Source organism: Sulfitobacter albidus (genome assembly GCF_018200035.1).
Taxonomy (GTDB): domain Bacteria; phylum Pseudomonadota; class Alphaproteobacteria; order Rhodobacterales; family Rhodobacteraceae; genus Sulfitobacter; species Sulfitobacter albidus.
In genome coordinates, this window is sequence record NZ_CP073581.1 from 2,575,830 (window position 1) to 2,593,335 (window position 17,506).

A 17,506-nucleotide genomic window follows, 5' to 3' on the forward strand; every position below is an offset into this window, starting at 1 on the left:
CCGTCAGCGTCATACGCCCACGGGGGCGCAACTGCATGGGGCATTTGCGCATGATCGCGGCGCTTCCTACATTCGGAAGGTCCGCAACCGTTAACGAAAGGGCCTACCGCCCATGTTTGAGAATCTCAGCGAACGCCTCTCCGGTGTCTTTGACCGTCTGACCAAACAGGGCGCCCTGTCCGAGGAGGACGTGAAAACCGCCCTGCGCGAAGTGCGCGTCGCCTTGCTCGAGGCGGACGTGTCGCTGCCCGTGGCGCGCGATTTCGTCAAGGCCGTGCAGGATCAGGCCACAGGTCAGGCCGTCACCAAATCCATCACGCCGGGCCAGCAGGTCGTCAAGATCGTGCACGACGCGCTCATCGACACCCTCAAGGGCGAGGGCGAGCCGGGCGCGCTGAAAATCGACAGCCCCCCGCCCCGATCCTGATGGTGGGCCTCCAGGGCGGCGGTAAAACCACCACCACCGCCAAACTCGCCAAACGCCTCAAGGAAAAAGAGGGCAAGCGCGTGCTCATGGCGTCCCTCGACGTCAACCGCCCCGCCGCGATGGAGCAGCTGGCGATCCTTGGGCTCCAGATCGGCGTCGACACCCTGCCCATCGTCAAGGGCGAAGACCCCGTCGCCATCGCCAAACGCACCAAAACGCAGGCGAGCCTTGGCGGCTACGACGTCTACATGCTCGACACCGCCGGGCGGCTCTCGATCGACGAAGAGCTGATGGCCCAGGTCGAAGCCGTGCGCGACATCACCACCCCGCGCGAAACGCTGCTGGTGGTCGACGGGCTCACCGGTCAGGACGCCGTGCAGACCGCGCAGAACTTCAACGACCGCATCGGCATCACCGGCGTCGTGCTCACCCGGATGGACGGCGACGGGCGCGGCGGTGCGGCGCTCTCGATGCGCGCGGTCACGGGCAAGCCCATCAAATTCGTGGGCCTGGGCGAAAAGATGGACGCGCTCGAGACGTTCGAGCCCGAGCGCATCGCCGGCCGCATCCTCGGCATGGGCGACATCGTGGCCCTCGTGGAACGCGCGCAGGAAACCATCGAGGCCGAGCAGGCCGAACGCATGATGAAGCGCATGGCCAAGGGTCAGTTCAACATGAACGACCTCAAAATGCAGCTTGAACAGATGATGAAGATGGGCGGCATGCAGGGCATGATGGGCATGATGCCCGGCATGGGCAAGATGGCCAAACAGATGGACGATGCTGGCCTCGACGACCGCATCCTCAAGCAACAGATCGCCCTCATAAACTCCATGACCAAGAAAGAGCGCGCCAATCCCGCGCTCCTGCAAGCGAGCCGCAAGAAACGCATCGCCAAAGGGGCCGGCATGGAGGTCTCCGACCTCAACAAGCTGATGAAGATGCAGCGCCAGATGTCCGACATGATGAAAAAGCTCGGCAAGGGCAAAGGCGGCATGATGAAACAGGCCATGAAGGCGATGATGGGCAAAGGCGGGATGGACCCGGCGGCCATGGCGCAAGGCATGGACCCCAAAGCGCTGGAGGCCGCGGCCAAACAGATGGGCGGGCGGATGCCCGGCATGGGCGGCATGCCCGGCGGCATGGGCCTGCCCGGTGGCCTCTCTGGCTTCGGGAAAAAGAAATGATCAGCTGCACCGTGCGATACGAAATCGACCCGGACCAGCTTCCGGCGTTCGAAATCTACGCAAAAGCGTGGATTCACCTCGTCGAGAAACTCGGCGGGACGCATCACGGCTATCACATGCCCCACGAGGGGCCCAACGACATCGCCTATTGCCACTTCTCCTTTGCCTCCCTGGCAGATTACGAAGACTACCGCACCCGCATGCACGAGGACCCCGACTGCCAGCGCGCCTACGCCCATGCGCGGGCGACCAAATGCATCCGCCGCTACGATCGCTCCTTCACCAAACCGCTGCTTGCAGGCGTCTCCGTGGAGGCCCTCGGCCTATGACCGACCCGCACTCTTCTCTTCGGGTGATTCTGCCGCGGGTCAAGGATCGCGCAAGCGACCGCGCCCCGCGCGGCCTGTCCTTGACGCGGGGCGGAATCGCCCCCCACCCTCGGGCAGCTGCCTTGAGGACGCAACGCGCCCTCAAGCACCTCTCAGCCAATGGGGTCCCCCCACCGCATCCACCCGGCCCGCGTTTTGCGAGCACAGCCCAGCCCGCGCCAAGAATATCGTCGCGCGTCAGCGCGTCCGGCAGGTCACACCATGACCGCCGCACACAATATCCCCACGGTCGAAACCGACCGCCTGATCCTGCGCGCCCCCGCGCTCGCCGATCTGCCCGCGCTCACGGAGTTCTTCGCCTCCGAGCGCAGCCGTTTTGTCGGCGGCCCACGCGATGCCTTTGCCGCCAGCCGCGGCATGATGGCCATCTTTGGCAGCTGGGCCCTGCACGGCTTTGGCATGTGGTATATCGCTGAACGCGCCAGCGATGCGTTTCTGGGCGCCACCGGCATCCTCTTCGCCCCCGGCTGGGACGAACCCGAACTCGCATGGTATGTCACCGAAGAGGCCGAAGGCCGCGGCATCGCCTCCGAGGCCGTCACCGCCGCGCGGGCGTATGCCGCCCGCCACCTCCGCCTTGACAGGGTCGCAAGCTATCCCGCGCCGGACAACGCCCGCTCCATCGCACTTGCCACCCGCCTCGGCGCCACGTTCGAGCGCCCGGGCACCCTCATGGGCGCGCCCTGCCACGTCTACCGCCACCCGCAGGTGGCGGCATGAGCGCACCCTTTGCCATACACCCTGTGCACGCGCGGTGTACGCGCGGTGCCACCCCCGTTTGCGTGCAAAGGAGCCTCCGATGACCGACGCAACCACCCGCGCCGCACACGTGCTCTCCGAGCACCGCGCCTCCATCGACCGCCTCGATGCGATCCTCGTCTACACGCTGGGCGAGCGGTTCAAACACACCCAGGCCGTGGGGAAACTCAAGGCCACGCACGACCTTCCCCCGTCCGATCCTACCCGCGAAGCGGCCCAGATCGCGCGGCTCGAAGATTTGGCAAAACAAGCGGATCTCGATCCCGAGTTTGCCAAGAAGTTTCTGAACTTCATCATCGCTGAAGTCATTCAGCATCACCAAACACATCAACAGAAATCGTAAGGATACCAAACCCATGGCTATGAAAATTCGCCTCGCCCGCGGTGGCTCCAAGAAACGCCCCTTCTACCGCATCGTCGCCGCCGACAGCCGCATGCCCCGCGACGGCCGCTACATCGAAAAGCTCGGCACATACGCGCCCCTGCTGCCCAAAGACAGCGAAGAGCGTGTGAAAATGGACATGGAGCGCGTGCAGTACTGGCTCGACCAAGGCGCCCAGCCCACCGACCGGATCGCGCGTATGCTCGAAGCCGCAGGCGTGCGTGAAAAGACCGAGCGCGCCAACCTCAAGAAGGGCACACCGGGCAAGAAAGCTCAGGATCGCGCCGAGGAAAAAGCAGCCAAAGCCGCCGCAGCCGAAGAAGCCGCCAACGCCCCTGCCGAAGAAGCAACCTCCGAGGAATAAAGGGTTTTCCGGCGTGGAGTTCAGCCAGGATTTTCGCGCCGGTCTGACCGACCTCATGCGCTGGCGCCGCGACGTGCGCCAGTTTCGCACCGATACCGTGGACGAGGCGCTCGTGACCGAGTGCCTCTCCACCCTCTCTCTTGCCCCCTCCGTCGGCCTGTCAGAGCCGTGGCGGGTCATCCGCGTGCGTACGGATGCGATGCGATTGAAAGCAATCGAGAATTTCGAGGCCGCCAACGCCCGCGCCCTGCAAGGCTACGCCGGTGAGCGCGCTGCGACCTACGCCAAACTGAAACTCTCGGGCATGCACGACGCGCCCGAACATCTGGCAATCTTTTGCGACGATGCCACCGACAAGGGCGCGGGCCTTGGCGCGGCCACCATGCCCGAGATGCGCCGCTATTCCGTCGTGGGGGCGATCACCCTGATGTGGCTGCACGCGCGCACCCACGGGCTCGGGCTGGGCTGGGTGTCGATCCTCGACCCCGACCAGTTGACGCGCGATCTGGATGTGCCCGAAGGCTGGCATCTGGTCGCTTATCTTTGCCTTGGCTGGCCCAAGGATGTATCCCTGACACCAGAGCTTGAAACCAAGGGCTGGGAGGCACGCGCCGCCCGTCTGCACGTAGAGGACCGTTGATGTTCCGCCTGTTGAAATTCCTCTTTGTGCTGGTGATCGGCATCTATCTTGGCTTTCAGGGCAACCTGATGCTGATGCGTGCCGAATGCAGCAACGCGGGCGGAGACTGGTCCGGCACCGTCTGTTTCGGGGCAGGCCAATGAGCGCGGAGCGGATCTGCGTCGGCGCCATCGCGGGCGCCTACGGCGTGCGCGGCGAGCTGCGGGTGAAAAGCTTTTGCGCCGTGCCAGAGGATCTGGAAACCTACAAACCGCTGACGACCGAGGACGGCAGCCGCCAGTTCTCCCTCGCGCTGATCCGCCCGATCAAGAACGGCTTTTCCGCGCGCATCGCCGAGATCACCACCAAGGAAGATGCCGACGCTCTGCGCGGCACACAGCTCTACGCCAGCCGCGATCAACTGCCCTCGTTGCCCGACGATGAATTCTACCACGCCGATCTGATCGGGCTCGAGGTGACGGATACCGGCGGCACCCTGCTGGGCCGCGTGAAAACCGTGCAGAACCACGGTGCCGACGATCTGCTGGAGCTGCAATTGGTCGGCGGCTCGGCCACGGTGTTCCTGCCGTTTACCAAGGCCGCCGTGCCCACCGTGGATCTGACCGCAGGGCGCATCGTCGCCGATCCGCCCGAGGGGCTGCTGCCTGACCGCCGGGATGCCGAGGCCGAATGAGGCGGATCATCTTCCACGCCGGATTTCACAAGACGGGCACCACCAGCCTGCAGCAAACCCTGCGCGCCAACCGCCAGGCGCTGCGCCCCCACATCCGGCTTGTGCTGCGCCCCGGTATGCAGGCGCTGTGCGAGGCCGCGCGCGGCTACAGCCGCAGCCGCGATGCGTTGGATCTGGGGCTGGTGAAATACGAGGCCGCCGCCCTCGCCGAACGGTTGGAGAGTGAGGTCGCCGATACGATCTTCATCACCTCCGAAGACCTCAGCGGCCATATGCCCGGCCGTTACAAGATCAAATCCTACGCTGCCGCTGCTCCCGATCTGATGCGGGCGCTGGCGATTGCCTTTCGCGCGGCCTGTCCGGGCGACGATCTGCGCTTTGTCTTTACCACGCGCGCGGGGCCTGTGTGGCTGCGCAGCTGCTACGCGCAGCATCTGCGCGCCACCCGGCTCGACTGGGACGAGGCGGAGTATGTCAAACGCTACGCGCCCAGCGCGGATCACGCCAAGGTGCTGGCAGCGATTGCCGCAGAGATCCCGGATCATCCCATGGAGGTCTTTGCGCTGGAGGATTTTGCCGACCGACCGCTGGGGCTGGCAGAGGCGGTGCTGGACCTGATGCGCGTCACCCCCACCGTGCGCACGCGACTGCGCCCAGCCCCCGAAGGTCTGCGGCCCGCCCCCGATGCAGACACCCGCGCGAAGCTGCTGGCGATCAACCGCTCGGATCTGAGTAACGCGCAGGCCAAGGCCGCGCGCCTTGCGCTCATGCGGGGGGAGAGCTGATGCCGCGCCGGATCGTGCTGCACGCGGGGTTTCACAAGACCGGGACATCCTCGGTGCAGGCCACTCTGCGTGCCAACCGCAAGACGCTGATGCCCGCCTGCGCGATCCGCCTCAAGGGCCAGATGTCTGAGCTGATGTCGGCCACGCGGGGCTATTCGACCGTTGGCACGCCGGACGCGCTGGACAAGGTGCGCCGCCGCTTTGACGCGCTGCTGGCGGGTCTGCCGGGGATGCCGCGCCGCACCCTGCTGCTGAGCGCCGAAGAGCTGTCGGGCCATATGCCCGGACGGGGTGATCTGACAAGCTACGCCGCCGCCCCCGTGCTGATGTATCTGTTTTGGGAACGCGCGCGTGACGCCTTCCCGGCCACGCCGTTCGCCATGGTCTTTGGCCTGCGCGACCCGGCGGACTGGCAACGCTCTGCCTGGGCGGAGCATGTGACGTCCTCGTCGATGACGCTGTCGCTGGCGGAGTTCTGTGACCGCTACCCGCACGCCCCCGATCTGGCGGGCGTCGTGCGCGATGTAACCAGCCGCGTGCCCGCCCCGGTGCACAGCTTTGCGCTGGAGGACGCCGCCGCGCGCAGGCTCGGCCCCGCCGATGCGGTGCTGGATCACTGCGATCTGCCGGACGCTTTGCGCGCGACACTCACCCCGCAGCCGGTGCAGAACGCCCGGCTGTCCGACGACACGCTCGCCGCCCTGCTGGAGGCCAACCGCACCCACCGCGCGCCCGAGGCCCGCAGCGCGGCCAAGCGCGCCATACTGGAGGACGCGCGATGAGCGATGCCCCTGCCCGCTCCCACGGGACGCGCCGTGTGGCGCCGACGCTCAAGCCGCGCGAGCTGTTGCAGGCGACGCCCGATTACGCGGGCGCGTTTCAGGCGCATGTGATTACCCTGTTTCCGGAACTGTTCCCCGGTGTGCTGGGGGCAAGCCTCACAGGCCGCGCCCTGCAGGAGGGGCGTTGGCAGCTGCACGCCCATGATCTGCGCCAGCACGGGCTGACCAAACACCGCAACGTCGATGACACGCCCGCAGGCGGCGGCGCGGGCATGGTGCTGCGCGCCGATGTGGTGGGCCCCGCGATCGAAGCCGTGATGCACGGCGCGCGGGGCCGCTGGCCGATCCTCTACATGTCGCCGCGTGGGCGGCGTTTCGATCAGGCGATGGCGCGGGATCTGGCCACGTGTTCCGGCGTGACGATGCTGTGCGGCCGGTTCGAGGGCGTGGACGAGCGCGTGATCGAACACTACGGCATCACCGAAGTCTCGCTGGGGGATTTTGTCATGACCGGCGGCGAGCTGGCGGCGCAGGCGATGATCGACGCCACCGTGCGGCTGATCCCCGGCGTGCTGGGCAACGCCGAAAGCACGGTGGAGGAAAGCCATTCCGCCGGGCTGCTGGAGCATCCGCAATACACCAAACCCGCCGAATGGCAGGGCCGCCCGATCCCGCCCGTGCTGCAATCGGGCAATCACGCCGAAATCGCCAAATGGCGGCGCGAGATGTCGGAAAAGCTGACCCGCACCAGGCGCCCCGATCTGTGGGCGGCGCGCGAGGATGGCTGACTGGGGTGCGCTGGCGGCTGAACTGGCGCTGTGGCGCGACGCGGGGCTGGCGCCGCGCCTGTGGTGGCGCGACGACGACGCGCAAACCGTGACACCCGCGTTGGAGCGCCTGTTGAGCCTCGCGCAGACGCATCACGTGCCCGCCCATATCTCTGTCATTCCCGAAGGGCTCGCCGCCGATCTGGCACCCAGGCTCAACGCCTGCCCGCAAGCGCTGGTCCTGCAACACGGGCTGCGCCACGTGAACCATGAACCCAAGGGCGCGCCTGCCTCGGAAGTCGGCGCAACCCGGCCGCTGGACGCGCAACGCGCCGATCTGGCCGAGGGGTGGGCGATCCTGTCGGCTGCGGGGTTTGACCGCTTGCTGCCCGCGTTGGTCCCGCCGTGGAACCGCATCGGTGATGCCACCCGCGCACGGCTGCCCGACTGGGGCTACCGCTACCTGTCGAACTACGAGGGACGCGGGGAGGCCAGCCCGGTGCCCGGGCTTGGCCAAATCGACGCGCATCTTGATCCGATCCGCTGGAAATGCGACCGCGTCTTTCGCGGCGAGGGCAAGATGCTGGCGATGCTGCTGGATCACCTGCGCACCCGCCGCGCGGGCGACCCGCGCGCGCCCATCGGCTACGTGACGCATCATTTGCAGACCGAGGACGCGGTGTGGGATTTTAGCGACCGGCTCTTTGCCGCGACCCCCGGCCTGTGGCACGCCCTGCCGGATCTGGAGGACTGATGGACGTCACATTCGCCACCCCCGACCAACGCCACGAGATCGAGGAATTCATGCACGCGGCCTTCCCGCGCGCAAAATGGGGCCGCGACGGCTGGACCCGGCTGTTGGCCTCGCGCTGGCTGGAGGGCGGGGAATTCGCCGTGCAGGCGCGCGACGGCGGCGCGCTGGTGGGCGTCATGGGCATGAACGACAGCCTGCGCCACACCGCGCGGGGCTGGCAGCGCTACCGCAACCTCACGTCGTGGTACGTGCTGAAATCGCACCGGGGGCTGGGGCTGGGGGAGACGCTGATGCACAACGCAATGGCCGACCCGGAGGTGACATCGACCAACCTCACCAGCGCCAAGGCGGCGCTGCCGCTGGTGGACCGCATCGGGTTTCGGGTGCTCGATGACACGCGGTTCGTGTGGCGCCGGGAGGGGAGCGGCCTTGCGCACACGCGCGACCCGTTGGCGGACGGCACGCTGGGCGCGGTGGACGCACGGGTGCTGCGCGATCACGCGGATATGGGGCTTGCGCCCTTCCAGATCGAGACGCCCGACGGCCCCTGCACGCTGGTGCTGAGCGTCAAGCAAAAGAGCGACGATCACGTCACGCATGAGGTCGTCTATGCCGGCCAGCCCGATCTGCTCGCCCGTCACGCGCAGGCCATCGCTGATACGGTCCTGCCCGACACGCCTGCGGTTTTCAGCGTCGACAGCCGCCTCGCCCCCGGCGCGCAGCCCCCCGTGGCAGAGCCCATCGCGGTGCCGCGTTTCTACAAGGGCACCACCCTCGCCCCCGCCGAGATCGACCATATGTATTCCGAAGTCGTGCTGATGGGGATGAAGCTTTATTGACGGAACCCGGCATCCCGTTCGGGCGTTAGCGCGGAAAGGGAGACATTCATGCTGGAAATCATCCTCATTCTGCTCGTCGTTGCCGCGGTCGCGGCGTTGCTCGGCTTTGGCCGTATTTCGGGGGTCGCGCTGGCGGGTGCGAAATTGCTGATTGGCGTCGTGCTGGTGTTGTTCCTGCTGGTGCTGCTGGGCGTGATTGCCATCGCCTGACAGACCTGCGCCAAGGGGCTTGATCGCCCCCGCCATCCCCCCTATACGCTGCCCTGTCTGGACCGCATGGCGATTCCGGGCGTGCGGCGTATGCCGCGATATCAAGCAAACGAGGATGCTACCTTCGGCGGGCCACTGCGGTGCAGCCCGACAGCACGGGCCGAAGCTCTGGGACCGAACACAAACCTTCGTGGCATACCACGAGCATCATAGGAGACAGGTCATGAACCTGATCGCACAGATTGAGGCGGAACAAATCGCCGAGCTGGCCAAGGAGATCCCCGATTTCCGCGCCGGTGACACCATTCGCGTGGGCTTCCGCGTGACAGAAGGCACACGCACCCGTGTGCAGAACTACGAAGGCGTCTGCATCAGCCGCAAGAACGGCAAGGGCATTGCCGGGTCCTTCACCGTTCGCAAGATTTCCTTTGGCGAGGGCGTGGAGCGTGTGTTCCCCCTGCACTCGACCAACATCGACAGCATCACCGTGGTCCGCCGTGGCCGTGTGCGTCGTGCGAAGCTCTACTATCTGCGGTCGCGCCGTGGTAAATCCGCGCGTATCACCGAAAACGCCAACTACAAGCCACTCAAAGCGTAAGGGTCAGATTGATGAAAGCCGATACACATCCCGAATATCACACCATCAACGTCAAGATGACCGATGGCACGATCCTCGAAATGAAATCGACATGGGGCAAGGAAGGCGACCAGCTGTCGCTCGACATCGATCCCACGGTGCACCCCGCGTGGACAGGCGGCTCCAGCCGTTTGATGGACACCGGCGGCCGCGTGTCGAAGTTCAAGAACAAATACGCCGGTCTGGGCTTCTGATCCCTTACGGTCTGACGATTTGGAAAGGCGCGCCCGCAACGGCGCGCCTTTTTGCGTTATGACCCTGCGCGCCGATATCATCGCCCGCGAGCGCGCGGTCTGGGACGCGCTTGTGCAGGGCGATGCCGCCGCCGATGCGGCGGCGCTGGACGGTAGTTTTTTGGGTGTCTATCCCGACGGCTTTGCGGGCAAAGCCGATCACGTGAACCAGCTGAAAGCCGGGCCAACGGTCGCCGCCTACACGCTTGAGGATGTGACCGTGCGCGCGCTCGGCCCCGATCACGCCCTGATAAGTTACCGCGCGACGTTCACGCGCGCGGGCCGCAGTACGCCTGAAGAGATGTACGTCAGCTCCCTCTGGCAGCGGGCGGGCGTGGGATGGGTCAATATCTTCAGTCAGGATACGCCGGCGTCGTAAGCTCCGCGAGCAATGGGTGGGGAAAACCGCGCGGCACGGTGATAGCGTAGAACCGTTCGGTCAGGTCCAGATCAAAGGGTGCGGTGGCGATGCGTCCGCTTGCGATCTCATCGGCCAGCACCACGTCGGGGGCGAGCGCCACGCCCGCATCCTCGCGCGCCAGCAGGCGCACCATGGCCATATCGTCGACCTCTGCCGCGATGGTGGGTGTGACGCCCAGCCGGGCGAGCAGGCTGTCGAAGCCAATGCGGATCGCACCGGTCGGCAGGATCAACGGCTCGGTGCTCAGCAGGTCGCGCAGGCTGTCGTGCGCCAGCCGCGCGGGCGCCCCGTGCAGCCCCACCGGCTGTGCCGCGATGGCGTGGGTGGTAAAGCGCCCGGCGGTTGCCACATCGGGCGGCGCGGTGGAGAGCACAACGTCGAGGCCCAGCGCCTCCAGCATCTCCAGCAGCATCCCCGCCCCGCCGGATTTCAGGATCACCTCGCAGCGGCCCAGCGCGGGCCGCAGGAATTGCAGCTGGAAGTTCCGCGACAGCGTCGACAGCGCTCCCACCCGCAACGGCGGCACCGCATCGCCGGTTTGGGCCAGCACCGCTTCCAATTCAGCGCCCGTATCAAAAATCCGGTCAGCATGATCCAGCACGATCCGCCCCACCTCTGTCAGCTGCAAGCGCCGCCCGACACGGTCAAACAGCGCATGGCCCAGACGATCCTCTAACGCTCGGATCTGGGCGGAAAGCGCGGATTGCGAGAGGTTCATCCGCTCCGCGGCGCGGGTCAGATGCCCCTCGTGGGCGACCGCGTGAAAGTATCTGAGGTGATGGAAATTCAGCATGACGCCCCCCTTCGTTCACTTAAATAGAATGAAACGAGTGAAATGTTATATTTTTCTTGCATCCATACCTGCGCCATATCCCTCCCTATGACCTGAACCCGATGGAGCACGCCATGGACTTTTTTACCGACATCGCGACGACGATCCTGAGCCAGATGCAGAAACCCACGCTCGCCTTTTTGCTGGGCGGCATGATGCTGGCCGCCCTTGGCAGCCGATTGGAAGTGCCGCAGCCGGTCTACAAGTTCGTGGTCATGGTGCTTCTGCTCAAGGTGGGGCTGAGCGCGGGCATCGCGATCCGCTCTGCCGATCTGGCGACGCTGGTGGTGCCCGCCCTGCTGGCGGCGGCCGCCGGCGTGGCGATCGTGCTGCTGGGTGGAGCGACGCTGGCGCGCTGGCGCGGCGTGGCGCCGATGGACGGGATGGCCACGGCGGGTGTGTTCGGCGCGGTCTCCGCCTCGACCCTTGCTGCGGCGATGGCCATGCTGGACGCGGAAAACATTAGCTACGAAGGGTTCATCGGCGCGCTTTACCCCTTCATGGATGTGGCGGCGCTGGTCACCGCGATCCTGCTGGCGCGGCTGTCGGCGGCGCGCAGTGCGACGACCAGCGGCGGCACCGTCACCGTGGGCGGCGGCGGTTCTGGTGGCATGAGCGGCGCGGGCGGCATGGCGCGCGACATCCTTGTGGACACGCTGCGCAGCCCGGCAATCTCGGCCCTGCTGCTTGGCATCGCCATCGGCGTGCTGGGAAGACCCGAAAGCGTCTACCAAAGCTTTTACGAACCCCTCTTCCGGGGCCTTCTGTCGATCCTGATGCTGGTGATGGGGATGGAAGCCTGGGCGCGGCTGTCAGAGCTGCGCAAGGTCGCCCACGCCTACGTCCTCTACGGGCTGACGGCGCCGCTGATCCACGGGCTGATCGGCTTTGGTGCGGGGCTGATCGCCCACCAGCTGACGGGCTTTTCGGGCGGTGGCGTGGTGCTGCTGGCGGTGATGGCAGCGTCCAGCTCCGACATTTCGGGCCCACCGACGATGCGGGCGGCGCTGCCAGAGGCGAACTCGGCCTCCTATGTCGGTGCCTCCACCGGGCTTGGGACACCTGTGGCGATCCTGTCGATCCCGCTGTGGATTGCGCTGGTCGAACGGACCATCGGTCTTTAAGGGCAGCCCAGCGTCGCGGTTTCCCTGCCGCGACGCCCACCTTGACGCTTTCCAACGGCGCAAACCCCACATATAGTGCCCCAAACAAGATCCTGCGGAACAGCGGGTAGGCATGAGGGACGACAGGCATGGCGCATATCATTGTCGTGGGCAACGAAAAGGGCGGCGCGGGGAAATCCACCGTTTCGATGCATGTGGCGACCGCACTGGCGCGCATGGGCCGCACAGTCAGCGCGCTGGATCTGGATCTGCGCCAGCGCACCTTTGGCCGCTATACCGAGAACCGGATCAACTTCCTGCGGGAGGCGGGATTGGATCTGCCGAGCCCACGCTGCCACGACCTGCCCGAGGTGGATGCCAGCACCCTTGGCCCCGGTGAAAACATCTATGACCAGCGCCTGTCAGCAGCTGTCGCAGCGCTGGAGCCGACCAATGATTTCATCCTCATCGATTGCCCGGGCTCGCACACCCGGCTGAGCCAGGTCGCGCACAGCCTTGCCGACACGCTCATCACCCCGCTCAACGACAGTTTCATCGATTTTGACCTGCTGGCCCACACGGACGCCAGCGGGGAGAAGATCACCGGCCCCTCTGTCTATTCCGAAATGGTGTGGAACGCGCGGCAGCTGCGCGCGCAGGCCGGGTTGCCGCCCATCGACTGGGTTGTGGTGCGCAACCGCATGGGCGCGCAGCGCATGGTCAACAAGGAAAAGATGGAGCGCGCGATCCAGAACCTCAGCAAGCGGATCGGCTTTCGCATCGCGCCCGGCTTCAACGAACGGGTGATTTTCCGCGAGCTGTTCCCGCGCGGCCTGACCCTGCTGGACCTCAAGGATATCGGGGTCAAACAGCTCAACATCTCGAACGTGGCCGCACGGCAGGAGCTGCGCGATCTGATAAAGGCGCTCGATCTGCCCGGGGTCGATGCCGATTTCTGAGCGCGACCTGCCGGGGGTCATCGCGGTCCCCCGCAGTCTTTTGCGCGCCCCTGACAGCTTTGGCGGCACGCGCGACGGCGACTGCCAGCGCGGCGCGCCCGTGCTGCGGGGCGGGCGGATTGCGGGGCTGACCGCCGCCGACGGCCCCGCGCCGCTGGTGATCCCACGTCTGACAGACCCGCATTGCCACCTCGACAAATGCCACACACTGCCGCGCATGGGTCCGGTCGCGGGCGATCTGGCCACCGCGATCGAGGCGCAACTGGCCGACAAGCAGCACTGGACCGAGCACGACATCCGCACCCGCGCGACCCAAGGGCTGACCGAGGCGCGCGCGGCCGGTGTTGGCACCCTGCGCAGCCATGTGGATTGGGGGGACCAGACTGCGCCGCCCCTGTCGTGGCATGTGCTGCGCGATCTGGCGCAGGACGCAGACGATATCACTCTGACCCTCGCACCGCTGACCAATATCGAAAGGATGTGCGACCCGGCCACCGCCGATGCGATCGCGCGGAAGGTGGCGGCGGTGGGCGGCGCACTCGGTGCCTTTCTGATGGATCAGCCCGCCCGCGCGGAAGGCATCGCACAGATGTTCCGCGTGGCCGAACGCCACGGCATCGCATTGGATTTCCACGTCGACGAAGGGCTGGGGGACGTCAACGGGCTAGAGATGGTCGCGGATGCGGCGCTGGCCTGCGGGTTTGCGGGTCCGGTGCTGTGCGGTCATGCCTGTAGCCTGATGGACCGCGACGCAGATGCCTTCGCGCGCATCGCGGATAAGCTGGCGCGCGCGGGCATTGCGGTCTGTGCGCTGCCAACCACGAACCTCTATCTGCAAGACCGTCGCGATGGCACGCCGGACCGGCGCGGCCTCACGCGCCTGCGCGAGCTGCGCGCGGCGGGGGTGCGGGTGCTGACCGGGTCCGACAACGTGAACGATGCCTTCTGCCCGATGGGGCAATTCGATCCGATGGCGGCGCTGCATCTGGCTGCCCTTGCCGCGCATCTTGATCCCCCGATGGGCCGCTGGCTACCGATGATCACCACCCACGCGCGCGAAGCACTGGGCCTTGATCCCGGCTATGTCGAGACGCTGCCCCTGTCAGAGCTGCTGCTGAGCGACGCGGCCGACTGCGCCACGCTTGTCTCGGGACGCGCGCGGCTGTGGCGCCTGACAGGTGCAAAAGAATCGCGGAGCTGACGCGCGCCGCAACTCCGGCGGGAGTTGCCTGCATCCGACATTTTGCGCCCCTGCCGTGTCGCTCGTTGGCGGGGCGCATCATGCCGCGCAACCTCAGGGAGAAACCCTCCCCCGCGTCCCCGTGATTTGTAACATCCGGCCCAATACGTTAAGCTTGACGGACGCGTGCTTATCGTTTGATCTTTGCGCAGTGCCTGCGCGGGGAGACCTTTCCACGCAATCGCATTAACAGGCGGGAGCCATAACCCGCAGTCACCAACCGGAAAATTCCGGCATGTAAGCGACGCCCCGCGCAGGGGCTTCGTTCGTACAACAGAGAGGAAGAACATGACGTTCACCACACGCACCGGCACACCGTTGCCGCAAGCTGTTATCGACAGCGCCAAATCGGCCAAGACCGACGCAGTTTCCCGCCGCGAATTCCTGGCGACCGCCAGCTCGTTCGGCGCCACCGCCGCCACGGCCTATGCGATGATGGGCATGCCCGCCCCCGCCAACGCCGCGGCCCACGCCAACAAGAAAATGGGCGGCACAGTGCGCATGCAGCAAGAAGTGCGCGCACTGAAAGACCCACGCACCTATGACTGGTCGCAGATCGCGAACTTCTCGCGCGGGTGGCTGGAATATCTGGCGATCTACGAAAATGACGGCACCTTCTCTCCCGCCCTGCTGGAAAGCTGGGAGCTGAATGACGATGCGACGGTCTATACGCTGAACGTCCGCAAGGGGGTGAAGTGGAACAACGGCGATGATTTCACCGCCGAGGACGTGGCGCGCAACATCACCGGCTGGTGCGACAAGTCGCTTGAAGGTAACTCGATGGCCGGCCGTTTTGCCTCGCTGATCGATGCCGACACAGAACAGGCCATTGAAGGCGCGATCGAAGTCGTCGACAGCCACACGGTCAAGCTGAACCTGCCCGTCTCCGACATCACGCTGATTGCGGGCATGGCAGACTATCCGGCGGCAATCGTGCACAGCTCGTTCGATGCCGACAATATGGTCGACAACCCTGTGGGCACCGGCCCCTACCTGCCAGAAACGCTCGAAGTGGGCGTGAAGGGTGTGCTCGTGAAGAACGAAGAGCACACCTGGTGGGGCACCGAGGTCTACGGCGGGCCGTACATCGACCGTCTGGAATACATCGACTACGGCACCGACCCCGCCGCCTGGATCGCTGCAGCCGAGGCCGAGGAAGTCGACGCGTTCTACTCCATGGAAGGTGAGTTCATCGACATCATGTCCGGCCTCGACGGCTGGGTCGAGCACGAGATCGCAACGGCTGCGACCATCGTGATCCGTCCCAACCAGCTGGCCGAAGTGGACGGCAAGCGCCCCTATGAGGACGCGCGCGTGCGCAAGGCTATCGCCATGGCCGTCGACAACGAAGTGCTGCTGGAGCTTGGCATGTCCGGGCGCGGTATCGTCGCCAACAACCACCACGTTGGCCCGATGCACCCCGAATACGCCGATGTGCCCCGCATCCCGCACGATCCTGCGGGCGCCAAGGCGCTGATGGAAGAAGCCGGCATGGCTGATTTCGAGCATGAGCTGATGTCGATCGACGACGCATGGCGCAAGGACACCACCGACGCCGTGGCAGCCCAGCTGCGCGACGCGGGCATCAAGGTGAAACGGACGATCCTGCCCGGTTCGACCTTCTGGAACGACTGGTCGAAATACCCGTTCTCCTCGACCAACTGGAACCACCGCCCGCTGGGCGTCCAGATCTGGGCACTGGCGTATCGCTCCGGCGAAGCGTGGAACGAATTCGGCTGGTCGAATGCGGAATTCGACGCCCTTCTTGCCGAAGCCTTGGCAACTGCCGACGTGGATAAGCGCCGCGAGCTGATGGCCAAGGGCGAAGCGATGATCCTCGAGGAAGGTGTGACGATCCAGCCTTACTGGCGCTCCCTCTACAACCACACCAAAGAGGGGCTGACCGGTGCGGAGCATCACATCAGCTTTGAATACCATCCCGCACGGATGGCGTGGACAGGCGACGCCTGATCCCGCTTCGGGTGTGAAACACGAAAGGGCCGCGCAACGCGCGGCCCTTTTTTGTGGCGGGTGCCCCGTGATCTGGAAACCGAGGGACTACTTACGGGGCTTGCCACCGTTCAGATGATACGAATTGTCCTGCTGACGTGGCGCCTGCCCCCGACTGTCGCCCGCGCGATGTTCCAGACGGGATCAGTCCAGCCCGCCGCCCATGAAATCACGCGCGCGGATCAGGCCAATCAGCTTTTTCAGCGTCGCTTCCGGTGTCTGGTTGGACGTGTCCAGCTCTGCCTCCGCACGGGCGTAGAGCGGCGCGCGGGTCTGCATCAGCATCTTGATGCGCGCCGTTGCATCGGGTTCGTCCCGCAGGGGGCGCAGATCGCTCTGGTTGCGCACCCGCTCGACATGCTCTGACGGGGTGGTGCGCAGCCAGACGGTGTGAAACCGTTCAAGAAGGCGGGCAAACGGCGCCTCTTCCTCGACGAAACCGCCGGAGACCGCGATCACCATCGGCGCGGTACGCCGTGCAACACGATCAAGCGCTTCGGTCTCAAGGCGGCGGTAGCCTTCCTGCCCGTAAAGCGACAGCACCTCGGCCAGCGGGATCCCCGTTTCCTCCTCGATCAGGCGATTGAGTTCGACAAAGGGGATATCCAGCGCCTCCGCCGCCATACGGCCGAGTGTGGTCTTGCCCGAGCCGCGCAGGCCCAGAAGGCAGATCCGCCCGGCCTTCACCCCGGCGGGGGCGTTCGCGCCCAACAGCTTTTGCACCTGCGCCTGCACATCCGCGCCGGCCCGTTGATACAGCCGCGCGATCCGCTGCGCCTGCGGCTCGGCAGGCACGTGTTTGGCGATAAGGGTCTCGATCTCGACGTCCAGCGCGCGGGCCACCCGCTCCAGAAGCGCGATGGAGATATTCCCCTCCCCCGCTTCGAGCTGTGCCAGATAGCGCGGTGAAACGCCCGAGCGCTCCGACAGGACGCGGCGGGGCAGACCCTTTTGGCGGCGCACATCGCGCACGCGCCTTGCCAGCCGCTCGATAAGCGCCTGCTTGGTCAGGTCTGTCTGCGATTTGGCGTCAGAATTATCCATACCCATAACCTAGTCCAGCAAAGCCCAACGCCAAAGGCTTTTCGCGCAAAGTACCGCAAAAGTTGCGTT

The 17,506-nt window shown here is 65.8% G+C and carries 22 protein-coding genes and 1 pseudogene; 21 read left to right on the plus strand and 2 right to left on the minus strand.

Annotated elements, in window-relative coordinates:
- The first annotated feature begins 112 nt into the window (after window positions 1–112).
- The 17 genes and pseudogenes from ffh to KDD17_RS12760 all read left to right on the plus strand — a co-directional run bounded on the left by ffh (window position 113) and on the right by KDD17_RS12760 (window position 10,207).
- A pseudogene (ffh, locus tag KDD17_RS12680) lies at window positions 113–1,614 on the plus strand (signal recognition particle protein).
- The gene (locus tag KDD17_RS12685; protein WP_212703995.1) at window positions 1,611–1,943 is read left to right on the plus strand and encodes an NIPSNAP family protein; all 333 of its coding nucleotides are present in this window, start codon (window positions 1,611–1,613) and stop codon (window positions 1,941–1,943) included. The pseudogene ffh and the gene KDD17_RS12685 overlap by 4 nt, the downstream one beginning before the upstream one ends.
- Window positions 1,944–2,204: 261 nt before the next feature.
- Entirely contained in the window at window positions 2,205–2,723 is a 519-nt protein-coding gene (locus KDD17_RS12690) for a GNAT family N-acetyltransferase (protein ID WP_212703996.1), read from the plus strand.
- 79 nt (window positions 2,724–2,802) lie between these two features.
- Window positions 2,803–3,105, plus strand: a complete 303-nt coding sequence (locus KDD17_RS12695; protein ID WP_212703997.1) for a chorismate mutase — start codon at window positions 2,803–2,805, stop codon at window positions 3,103–3,105.
- Window positions 3,106–3,118: 13 nt separating this feature from the next.
- A complete protein-coding gene (gene rpsP, locus KDD17_RS12700; protein WP_212703998.1) occupies window positions 3,119–3,508 on the plus strand; it encodes a 30S ribosomal protein S16 in 390 nt (129 codons plus the stop codon).
- A 55-nt stretch (window positions 3,509–3,563) separates the two neighbouring features.
- Window positions 3,564–4,148, plus strand: a complete 585-nt coding sequence (gene bluB, locus KDD17_RS12705) for a 5,6-dimethylbenzimidazole synthase (protein WP_212706236.1) — start codon at window positions 3,564–3,566, stop codon at window positions 4,146–4,148.
- The gene (locus KDD17_RS12710; RefSeq protein WP_212703999.1) at window positions 4,148–4,291 is read left to right on the plus strand and encodes a hypothetical protein; all 144 of its coding nucleotides are present in this window, start codon (window positions 4,148–4,150) and stop codon (window positions 4,289–4,291) included. The genes bluB and KDD17_RS12710 overlap by 1 nt, the downstream gene beginning before the upstream one ends.
- A complete protein-coding gene (gene rimM, locus KDD17_RS12715; protein ID WP_212704000.1) occupies window positions 4,288–4,821 on the plus strand; it encodes a ribosome maturation factor RimM in 534 nt (177 codons plus the stop codon). Before KDD17_RS12710 ends, rimM begins: the two co-directional genes overlap by 4 nt.
- A complete protein-coding gene (locus tag KDD17_RS12720) occupies window positions 4,818–5,606 on the plus strand; it encodes a hypothetical protein (protein WP_212704001.1) in 789 nt (262 codons plus the stop codon). The genes rimM and KDD17_RS12720 overlap by 4 nt, the downstream gene beginning before the upstream one ends.
- Complete coding sequence (locus tag KDD17_RS12725; RefSeq protein ID WP_212704002.1) at window positions 5,606–6,388, plus strand: hypothetical protein; 783 nt, start codon at window positions 5,606–5,608, stop codon at window positions 6,386–6,388. Before KDD17_RS12720 ends, KDD17_RS12725 begins: the two co-directional genes overlap by 1 nt.
- Window positions 6,385–7,176: a tRNA (guanosine(37)-N1)-methyltransferase TrmD gene (gene trmD, locus KDD17_RS12730; protein WP_212704003.1), complete on the plus strand. Its 792-nt coding sequence runs from the start codon at window positions 6,385–6,387 to the stop codon at window positions 7,174–7,176. The genes KDD17_RS12725 and trmD overlap by 4 nt, the downstream gene beginning before the upstream one ends.
- The gene (locus KDD17_RS12735; protein WP_212704004.1) at window positions 7,169–7,909 is read left to right on the plus strand and encodes a polysaccharide deacetylase family protein; all 741 of its coding nucleotides are present in this window, start codon (window positions 7,169–7,171) and stop codon (window positions 7,907–7,909) included. Before trmD ends, KDD17_RS12735 begins: the two co-directional genes overlap by 8 nt.
- Complete coding sequence (locus KDD17_RS12740) at window positions 7,909–8,748, plus strand: GNAT family N-acetyltransferase (protein WP_212704005.1); 840 nt, start codon at window positions 7,909–7,911, stop codon at window positions 8,746–8,748. The genes KDD17_RS12735 and KDD17_RS12740 overlap by 1 nt, the downstream gene beginning before the upstream one ends.
- A 48-nt stretch (window positions 8,749–8,796) precedes the next feature.
- Window positions 8,797–8,958, plus strand: coding sequence for a DUF1328 family protein (locus KDD17_RS12745; RefSeq protein WP_212704006.1), 162 nt, complete (start codon window positions 8,797–8,799; stop codon window positions 8,956–8,958).
- Between the two features lie 223 nt (window positions 8,959–9,181).
- A complete protein-coding gene (gene rplS, locus KDD17_RS12750) occupies window positions 9,182–9,556 on the plus strand; it encodes a 50S ribosomal protein L19 (RefSeq protein ID WP_212704007.1) in 375 nt (124 codons plus the stop codon).
- A gap of 11 nt (window positions 9,557–9,567) precedes the next feature.
- Window positions 9,568–9,789 (plus strand): 50S ribosomal protein L31, encoded by a 222-nt coding sequence (gene rpmE, locus KDD17_RS12755; RefSeq protein ID WP_212704008.1) that lies wholly within the window; start codon window positions 9,568–9,570, stop codon window positions 9,787–9,789.
- Between the two features lie 58 nt (window positions 9,790–9,847).
- On the plus strand, window positions 9,848–10,207 hold the full coding sequence (locus KDD17_RS12760) for a nuclear transport factor 2 family protein (RefSeq protein WP_212704009.1): 360 nt from the start codon (window positions 9,848–9,850) through the stop codon (window positions 10,205–10,207).
- On the opposite strand, the gene KDD17_RS12765 is transcribed toward KDD17_RS12760, so the two are convergent.
- The gene (locus KDD17_RS12765) at window positions 10,182–11,042 is read right to left on the minus strand and encodes a LysR family transcriptional regulator (RefSeq protein ID WP_212704010.1); all 861 of its coding nucleotides are present in this window, start codon (window positions 11,040–11,042) and stop codon (window positions 10,182–10,184) included. The genes KDD17_RS12760 and KDD17_RS12765 overlap by 26 nt on opposite strands.
- 113 nt (window positions 11,043–11,155) lie before the next feature.
- Here KDD17_RS12765 and KDD17_RS12770 point away from each other — a divergent pair, with 113 nt between their 5' ends.
- From KDD17_RS12770 to KDD17_RS12785, 4 genes are all read left to right on the plus strand, one after another.
- Window positions 11,156–12,205, plus strand: coding sequence for a sodium-dependent bicarbonate transport family permease (locus tag KDD17_RS12770; RefSeq protein ID WP_212704011.1), 1,050 nt, complete (start codon window positions 11,156–11,158; stop codon window positions 12,203–12,205).
- A gap of 128 nt (window positions 12,206–12,333) precedes the next feature.
- Window positions 12,334–13,143: a division plane positioning ATPase MipZ gene (locus KDD17_RS12775; protein WP_212704012.1), complete on the plus strand. Its 810-nt coding sequence runs from the start codon at window positions 12,334–12,336 to the stop codon at window positions 13,141–13,143.
- A complete protein-coding gene (locus KDD17_RS12780) occupies window positions 13,130–14,344 on the plus strand; it encodes an amidohydrolase family protein (RefSeq protein ID WP_212704013.1) in 1,215 nt (404 codons plus the stop codon). Before KDD17_RS12775 ends, KDD17_RS12780 begins: the two co-directional genes overlap by 14 nt.
- A gap of 327 nt (window positions 14,345–14,671) precedes the next feature.
- On the plus strand, window positions 14,672–16,354 hold the full coding sequence (locus KDD17_RS12785; protein ID WP_212704014.1) for an ABC transporter substrate-binding protein: 1,683 nt from the start codon (window positions 14,672–14,674) through the stop codon (window positions 16,352–16,354).
- Between the two features lie 183 nt (window positions 16,355–16,537).
- Here KDD17_RS12785 and KDD17_RS12790 read toward each other — a convergent pair whose 3' ends face one another.
- Complete coding sequence (locus KDD17_RS12790) at window positions 16,538–17,437, minus strand: helix-turn-helix transcriptional regulator (protein ID WP_254796794.1); 900 nt, start codon at window positions 17,435–17,437, stop codon at window positions 16,538–16,540.
- Window positions 17,438–17,506 lie beyond the last annotated feature (69 nt).